Annotated in this window: 7 protein-coding genes; 5 read left to right on the plus strand and 2 right to left on the minus strand. The window is 73.9% G+C overall.

What is annotated here, in order from left to right:
* Both ETD83_RS36665 and ETD83_RS36670 read right to left on the minus strand, forming a co-directional pair.
* Nucleotides 1-735 (minus strand): FAD-dependent oxidoreductase (locus tag ETD83_RS36665; RefSeq protein WP_138649801.1); only part of this gene is annotated, 735 nt, incomplete at its 3' end.
* On the minus strand, nucleotides 732-1,334 hold the full coding sequence (locus ETD83_RS36670; protein WP_138649802.1) for a TetR/AcrR family transcriptional regulator: 603 nt from the start codon (nucleotides 1,332-1,334) through the stop codon (nucleotides 732-734). The genes ETD83_RS36665 and ETD83_RS36670, both read right to left, overlap by 4 nt.
* A gap of 54 nt (nucleotides 1,335-1,388) precedes the next feature.
* Here ETD83_RS36670 and ETD83_RS36675 point away from each other — a divergent pair, with 54 nt between their 5' ends.
* The 5 genes from ETD83_RS36675 to ETD83_RS36695 form a co-directional block, all read left to right on the plus strand.
* Nucleotides 1,389-2,987: an FAD-binding oxidoreductase gene (locus ETD83_RS36675; RefSeq protein WP_138649807.1), complete on the plus strand. Its 1,599-nt coding sequence runs from the start codon at nucleotides 1,389-1,391 to the stop codon at nucleotides 2,985-2,987.
* A gap of 11 nt (nucleotides 2,988-2,998) precedes the next feature.
* Nucleotides 2,999-3,889, plus strand: a complete 891-nt coding sequence (locus tag ETD83_RS36680) for a diacylglycerol/lipid kinase family protein (protein WP_138649803.1) — start codon at nucleotides 2,999-3,001, stop codon at nucleotides 3,887-3,889.
* Nucleotides 3,890-4,256: 367 nt separating this feature from the next.
* Nucleotides 4,257-5,789: a metallophosphoesterase family protein gene (locus ETD83_RS36685; protein WP_138649804.1), complete on the plus strand. Its 1,533-nt coding sequence runs from the start codon at nucleotides 4,257-4,259 to the stop codon at nucleotides 5,787-5,789.
* A gap of 159 nt (nucleotides 5,790-5,948) precedes the next feature.
* Nucleotides 5,949-6,467 carry a DUF4234 domain-containing protein gene (locus ETD83_RS36690; protein WP_138649805.1) on the plus strand — a complete coding sequence of 173 codons (519 nt, stop codon included), beginning with the start codon at nucleotides 5,949-5,951 and terminating at the stop codon, nucleotides 6,465-6,467.
* Nucleotides 6,468-6,608: 141 nt separating this feature from the next.
* A partial coding sequence (locus ETD83_RS36695; protein WP_138649806.1) for a bifunctional 3'-5' exonuclease/DNA polymerase occupies nucleotides 6,609-7,909 on the plus strand: 1,301 nt, incomplete at its 3' end.

Here is a 7,909-nt window from a genome sequence, read left to right on the forward strand (position 1 = left end):
CGCCCAGACCCCGGTCGCGTTGATCACCGAGCGCGCGCGGACGGCGAACTCCCGGCCGGTCGCTTCGTCCCGGACCTGCGCCCCGTCGCCCGTGAGCGCGACCGCGCGGCAGCGGGTGAGCACGCGGACGCCGTGCCCGGCGGCGGTCCTGGCGATCGCGGTGACGAGGCGCGCGTCGTCGGCGAGCTGGCCGTCCCACGACAGCAGCCCGCCGCGCAGCCCGTACGGGCGCAGCGCGGGCGCGAGCCGCAGCGTCTCGACGGCCGACAGGCGGCGCGGGCCCGGCAGCACCGAGCGCGGGGTGCGCGCGGCGAGCCGCAGCGCGTCCCCGGCGTGGAACGCGGCCAGGGTGGCGAACGCCCGGGTGCGCGGCACCAGCGGTGTCAGCGGGGTGACGAACGGCAGCGCGCGGACGAGGTGCGGCGCGGTGTGCCGCATCAGGACGCCCCGCTCGACCGCGCTCTCGTGCGCCACGTCCACCTGCCCGGCCGCCAGGTAGCGCAGCCCGCCGTGGATCAGCTTGGAGCTCCACCGGGACGTGCCGAACGCCAGGTCGTGGGCGTCGATCGCGGCGACGGACAGGCCCCGGGACGCGGCGTCCAGCGCGGCGCCCGCCCCGGTCGCGCCGAGGCCGACGACCAGCACGTCCACCACCTCGCCGGGCAGCGCGGCGAGCTCGCGCTGCCTGCGCGCCGCGTTGAGCGACGTCCGGGCCTCCGGTTGTGGTGCTCTCATGGCGCGAGCATCCTTTCCAGGATGTGGTGCAGGTCGGCGTCGAAGGCGTTGGACCCGAGGCCGTCGCGGGCCTCGTCGATCATCGTCGGCCCCGACAGCACGAAGGACTGGACGACCAGCAGCACCGACCGCGCCTGCCGGGCCGGATGGTCGCGGCGGATCGTCCCGTCGGCGTGGCCCGCCCTGAGCGTCTCCTCGAACTGGCCGAGGAACACCAGCTGGCTCGCGCCGCAGCGGTCCACGATGTAGGGCAGCAGCAGCTCCGGGTCCACCTCGATGATCTTGCGGAGCAGCGGGTGGTCGCGGAACGCCCGCACGCCGTGGACCAGGCCGTCCACGAACCAGGGCCGGACCGGACGGCCGTCGCCGGGCGGCTGCAGCGAGAGCCCGACCCATTCGCGGGTCATCAGGTCGGCGACGATCGTGCGGACGTCCGGCCAGCGGCGGTACAGCGTCATCCGCGACACGCCGGCGCGGCGGGCGATGTCGGTGAGCGTCGTCCGGCGCACGCCCACGGCCAGCACGCATTCGCGGGCCGCGTCGAGCACCGTGTCGTCGGCGGTCCGCCCGACCTGTCTGTTGTGACGATTCGACGTCATGTGTCACAGTGTAAGCACAAAGTCGGCGACCTGGGGAGGCGCGGGGTGCGGGACATGCTGTGGAGCGGCTGGGGCGATCCGGGCCGGGCCGCGCCGCTGCCGGAGCCGGTGGTGGCGCTGCTGCGCGACCTGCTCGGCGTCCGGGCCGCCGAGGCGCCGCCGGTCGCGCTGGCGGACGTCGAGGTCCCCCGGACCCGGCTGGCGGCCGAAGCCCTGACCGCGCTCGCCCGGATCGCCGGCGACCGCAACGTCCGGGCGGACACCGAGGCGCGCGTCCGGCACACGCGCGGCAAGTCCACGACGGACCTGCTGCGCATCCGCGCCGGCGAGACCTCCGACGCGCCGGACGCGGTCGTCCTGCCCGCGACGCACGACGAGGTCCTCGCGATCCTCCGGGCCTGCGCCGAACGGCGGATCGCGGTGGTCCCGTTCGGCGGCGGCACCTCGGTCGTCGGCGGCCTCGCCCCCAGCGGGGTGGACGCGTTCATCGCGCTCGACCTGCGCCGCATGGACGCCGTCATGTCGGTCGACGACGTGTCGCGGACGGCCGTCCTGCAGCCCGGCCTGCGCGCGCCCGCCGCCGAGGCGGCGCTGGCGGAGCGCGGGTACACGCTCGGGCACTTCCCGCAGTCGTACGAGTGGGCGTCGATCGGCGGGTTCGCGGCGGCCCGGTCCAGCGGGCAGGCGTCCGCCGGGTACGGGCGGTTCGACGACATGGTCGTCGCCCTGACCGCCGCGACGCCGGAGGGGACGCTGGAGCTCGGCCGGGCGCCGAAGTCGGCCGCCGGGCCCGATCTGCGGCAGCTCGTCCTCGGCTCGGAGGGCGCGCTGGGAGTGATCACTTCGGTGACCGTCCGGGTCCGGCCCGTCCCGGCGGCGCGGGAGTACGAGGGGTGGCGGTTCGCGTCGTTCGGGGAGGGCGCCGCGGCGCTGCGCGGGCTCGCGCAGGACGGGCCGCTGCCCACCGTGCTGAGGCTCTCCGACGAGACCGAGACCATGGTCGGGCTGGCCGACCCGTCCGAGATCGGCGCGGGGGCGTCCGCGGGTTGCCTGGCCGTGCTCGGCTTCGAGGGGACCCCGGAGCGCGTCGCCGAGCTGCGGGCGGGCGCGGCGGACGCGCTGCGGGCCGCGGGCGGCGAACCGCTCGGCGCCGGGCCGGGCGAGAAATGGGAGCACGGCCGCTTCGACGCGCCCTACCTGCGCGACGCGCTGCTGGACGCCGGCGCGTTCGCCGAGACGCTGGAGACCGCCGCGTTCTGGACGGACGTCCCCGCGCTGTACGAGGCCGTCCGCGGCGCGCTGACCGGCGCCCTCACCGACGCGGGGACGCCGCCGCTGGTGATGTGCCATATCTCGCACGTCTACCCGTCCGGCGCCTCGCTGTACTTCACCGTCGTGTCCGCGCAGGGCGAGGACCCGGCCGCGACCTGGGTGCGGGCCAAGCGCGCCGCCGGCGACGCGATCATCGACGCGGGCGGCACGATCAGCCATCATCACGGGGTGGGCACCGACCATCGCGACGCGTACGCACGGGAGATCGGGCCGCTCGGCGCGGCGGTGCTCCGCGCCGTCAAGGACCGGGTCGACCCGTCCGGGATCATGAACCCCGGCGTCCTGATCCCGCCGGTCGCCGGGATCTCGCCGGAGACGTAAGGAGTAGCCGTATGGCCGAGGCACGGGCGTTCACCGCCATCGTCAACCCGGCGGCGGGCGGCTCCGCGTCCGCGTCCTGCCTGGTGCCGCTGGGACGGCTGCTCCGCGAGGCGGGCGCCGAACTCGACGTCGAGTACAGCCGGGGCCTGGAGCACGCCGCCGACCTCGCCCGCGCCGCCGCGGAGAGCGGGCGGGCGGTGCTCGCTGTCGGCGGCGACGGCATGGCCGGCTGCGTCGGCGGCGCCCTCGCCGGGACGGGCGCGCTGTTCGGCATCGTCCCCGCCGGGCGCGGCAACGACTTCGCGCGGCAGCTCGGCGTCCCGTCCGACCCGGAGGAGCTGGCCAAGCTGCTGCTGGAGGGCGAGCCGCGCGCCGTGGACGCCATCGACGCCAACGGGACGGCCGTCCTCGGCAGCGTCTACGCGGGCGTGGACGCGGTCGCCAACGACAACGCCAACAAGACCCGGCTGCTGCGCGGCTCGGCCGCCTACTACTTCGGCGCCCTGCGCGCGATCGTCTCGTGGCGGGCCGCCGACTACCTGATCACGGTGGACGGCGAGACGCGCGAGCGGCAGGGCTACACCGTCGTCGCCGCCAACTCCGGCTACTACGGGTTCGGCAAGCACATCGCCCCCGACGCGCGCGTGGACGACGGCCTGCTCGACGTGATCCTCATCCGGACGGCGCCCAAGCGGCTGTTCTTCGCCGTCATGCGCGAGCTGGAGGACGGCACGCACGTGCGGCGCCCCGAGGTCGAGGTCATGCGGGGCGAGGAGGTGCGGATCGAGCTGGCGGGCCCGCCCGGCCGGACGCTCCCGTACGGCGCGGACGGCGAGCTGCCCGGCGTGCTGCCCGTCACGGCGCGCGTGCTGCCCGGCGCCCTCCGCGTCCTGGCGCCCTGAGCAGGGTCCCCGGTTGGCCGGACGGCCGCGTGCGGCTTCCCGGGACTTGGCCCGAAGTTTGGGTCGATTTACGTCTGCATTACGGCCCCTCGGGTAGCGTCAGTTACGTCCCGCTACGGGACCTTGGGGCTGTCTGTGGAGACATCATGGGAAGGCGATTGATCGCCGTTCTGGGGGGACTCATGATGACCGCGGACGCCCGTGACGTGGTGGCGCCGGCGTCTCTGGGGGTGGCGCCGGTGTCCACCACGCTTCCGCGTGGCGCCCAGCGCAGGAAAAGAGCTGGCGCGTCCCGGTAAGTCGCTTGACGGCCGGAATCGCCTCCGTACAGGCTGTGAGGACCCCCTCACGCTGCCGGAGGCGCTCTGTGTCTGCCGAGGAATCTCCCGAGCCCGAGAACCCGCGCGGTCCCGAGAGCTCACGCGACTCCGAGGCGGGGGCCGGGTGGACCTGCGGGAAGCCCGGGACGTTCCACGACCTGCTCCCCGAGCGCATCACCGACTTCTCCTGGCGCCGTCCGAAGGTGCTGTGGCGGTCCCGCAACGACGTGCTCGCGCGCTGGTTCGGCGACCCGTCGAACGCGATCCGCCGCCGCTGCGTCGCCGCCCTGGGCGAGCGCGGGTCGCCCGCCGCGTTCACCGTCCACCGCGCCGACCCTGAGTTCTCGTTCGTCCTGCTCGGCGACACCGGCGAGGGCGACAAGTCGCAGTACGCGGTGGTGCCGCCGCTGCTGCACGCCGCCGGCGACACCGACTTCATGATCATCGCCAGCGATGTGATCTACCCGACCGGGGACGCGGCCTCCTACACCGACAAGTTCTTCCGCCCCTACAAGGACTACCCGGCCCCCATCTACGCCGTGCCCGGCAACCACGACTGGTACGACGGCCTGCGCGGCTTCCTCCACGTCTTCTGCGGCCTGGACGCGGACTGCACGCCGCCGCCCTGGCGCGGCCCGCTCGGGTTCCTCCCGCGCATGCTCTGGTGCCGCCCCGGCGACGTCGACTCGGACGCGCTCGCGGAGGCCCGCCGCCGCTACCGGGGCGCGCCCGGCCAGCAGGCCGTCCAGCCGGGGCCGTACTGGGCGATCGACACGCCGTCGCTGCGCGTCATCGCCGTCGACACCGGGATCACGGGCGTCGTCGACCACGGCCAGGGTCGCTGGCTTCGCGAGGTCTCCGCGGGTCCGAAACCCAAGCTGCTCGTGACCGGAAAACCCCTCTATGTGGATGATGATCACCGTCCGGGCCGGATCGATGGCGGCGGGACGATCGACGAGATCATCCGGGACCCGGCGCACAACTACATCGCGGCGATCGGCGGCGACATCCACAACTACCAGCGCTATCCGGTGGCGGTCGAGGGCGGCCGCACGATCGAGTACATCGTGTCCGGCGCCGGGGGCGCGTTCATGCACGCGACCCACACGATCCCGAAGACGCGCGTCGTGGACGAGGGCGACTTCCGCTGCTACCCGCTGCGCGGCGACTCGCTCTCCCGGTACAGCAAGCTGTACGGCCGGTGGCTGCACCTCCGCAAGTTCTTCGACCTCACCCCGGAGGACGCGACGGCCGCCGTCGAGCACCGGCTGGAGATCACCGCGGGCCGCGGCTACGGCAAGCCCGAGCCGTCCCGCCGGGCCCGCCTCGTCGCCGCGCTCCTCGGCGTCCCGCGCGACGGCCGGCGCCGTCCCCGGTTCCTGCGGTTCCCCGTCCGCAAGGTGCCGCAGCGCTTCCGCTCCGAACTGGCCGACTGGGACGACCCGCCGTTCTTCAAGAGCTTCCTGCGCCTGGACGTGACCGAGTCGCACCTGCGGATCCGCTGCTACGGGGCGACCGGCTGCGGCGATCAGGAGGCGGCCCCGCCGTGCGAGGACGAGGTGACCATCGAGTTGCGCTGATCAGCCGTTCTCTGGAGAATTCGCCAGTAATGTCGAGAAAGTCGGCGATCTGCGCGCGCGACGTGCGCGGATGCCGTTACAGTCTTGGCTCACCGAACGGGTGAACGGTAACGGACGGTCGGCCGGAGCACGACCGCCTCCTTCAGGAGCGAATACTCAATGAGCTACCCCCAGCAGGGCCAGGGCCAGCCACACCAGCAGCAGCAGCAACAGCAGCAGGCCTACCAGGGCGGCTACGCGCCCGCCCAGCAACAGCAGCAGGGCGCCGTCGCGCGCGGCACCGGCATCAACATGAAGCGCCGCAACCCCGCCGCCGCCTGGCTCGGCCTGCCGATCATCACGCTCGGCATCTACGGCCTCGTGTGGTTCTTCAAGGTCCACAACGAGCTGCACGAGTACGACCGGCGCATCGACAACGCGGCCACCAACGCGCTGCTGTCGATGCTCTTCGGCGGGATCACCCTCGGCATCTGGCCGCTGGTCATGTGGGTCAAGCTCGCGGGCCGCATCGCCCAGGCCCAGCGCGCCGCCGGCCTCCAGCCCACCTGCAGCGGCGGCATGGGCTTCCTGCTCGGCATTTTCGGCTTCGGCGTCCTGTACTACCAGATCCAGCTGAACAAGATCGTCGACCGCTACGGCGAGACCCCTGCGGGCCAGCAGGTCTCCCTCGTCGCCTGATCTATCCGGGGGCTACGGCCCTGGCTCCCCCGCAAGCCAACGAAAACCCCTCCGCGCACACCCGTCGCGGAGGGGTTTCGTGTTGATCGGGGGGTTGTCCCCCCGATAAGCACTGTCGGTGGGTGGGGTCAGTATTGGTGCGTGAGGATCGCGGTGGCGGCTGGCGTGCGAGGTGGGGGAGCCTTGCGCGTTCTTGGGGAGGACGGGGCGCCCACGGGGCCGGTTCAGCGTGTGCCGGATCTTGTGGCGGCCGTCGCCGAGCGGGAGCGGGCGGATGCGCCGCGGTGGGTGTGGCCCTCTACGGCGCGGCTTTATCCGCAGCTGATCGACGCGGGTGTGCGGGTGGCGCGCTGCCATGACCTGGAGCTGGTCGAGAGCCTTCTGCTCGGGCACGCGGGGCGGTACGGGGAGCCGCGGTCGGTCCCGGCGGCGTGGGCGCGGTCGCGTGGCGAGCCGGTGCCGCCCGATCGGACGCCGCACGAGGAGCCGGCGCAGGCTTCGCTGTTCGAGGATGACCGGGAAGAGGCCGTCGACGACATCGAGCAGGTCGTCGCCGTGCACGCGGAGCAGCAGGGCGCCATCGCCGGGCTGGACGGGTTCGCCCTGCTCGCGGCGGCCGAGTCGGCGGGCGCGCTCGTGGCGGCCGAGATGGGACACGACGGGCTGCCCTGGTCGGCGGACGAGCACGACGCCCTGCTCACCGAGCTGCTCGGGCCGCGTCCGTCCGGTGGTCTGCGGCCGCGCAAGCTGCAGGATCTCGCCGACCGCATCAACGCGGCCTTCGGCGCCCGCTCGCACGTCAACCCCGACTCCCCGGCGCAGATCCTCAAGGCGTTCGCGTCGGCGGGGCTGCCGGTCGCGTCCACGCGCGCGCACGTCCTCAAGCGGCTCGACCATCCGGCCGTGCCGCTGCTGCTGGAGTACAAGGAGCTTTCGCGCCTCCACACGGCGCACGGATGGGCGTGGCTCGACACCTGGGTGAGCGGCGGGCGGTTCCGTCCCGAGTTCGTGGTCGGCGGCGTGGTGTCCGGACGGTGGGCGACGAGCGGCGGCGGCGCGCTGCAGATCCCGCGCGTCCTGCGGAAGGCCGTCGTCGCCGATCCCGGCTGGTCGCTCGTCGTCGCCGACGCCGCCCAGCTCGAACCGCGCGTGCTCGCCGCCCTGGCGGGCGACCGGGCGTTCACCGACGCCGCCGCGCACGGCGATCTCTACGCGGCCCTGTCCGACGTGTTCCACGACGAGGGCGGTGAGGGGATGAGCGCTCGCGACAAGGCGAAGCTCGCGCTGCTGTCCGCCATGTACGGCGGCGGGACGGGCGAGGCGGTGCAGCTTCTCGGCGTCCTGAAGCGGCGGTTCCCGGCCGCGTTCGAGTACGTGGAGGCGGCGGCGCGGGCGGGGGAGAGCGGGCGGCTCGTCCGGTCCCGGCTGGGGCGGACGTGCCC

Source organism: Actinomadura soli (genome assembly GCF_005889715.1).
Lineage (GTDB): Bacteria > Actinomycetota > Actinomycetes > Streptosporangiales > Streptosporangiaceae > Spirillospora > Spirillospora soli.

Coding starts and splice junctions, on each gene's coding strand:
- ETD83_RS36670 (WP_138649802.1), bottom strand. CDS start 1,334: ATGACGTCGAATCGTCACAACAGACAGGTCGGGCGGACCGCCGACGAC.
- ETD83_RS36675 (WP_138649807.1), top strand. CDS start 1,389: ATGCTGTGGAGCGGCTGGGGCGATCCGGGCCGGGCCGCGCCGCTGCCG.
- ETD83_RS36680 (WP_138649803.1), top strand. CDS start 2,999: ATGGCCGAGGCACGGGCGTTCACCGCCATCGTCAACCCGGCGGCGGGC.
- ETD83_RS36690 (WP_138649805.1), top strand. CDS start 5,949: ATGAGCTACCCCCAGCAGGGCCAGGGCCAGCCACACCAGCAGCAGCAG.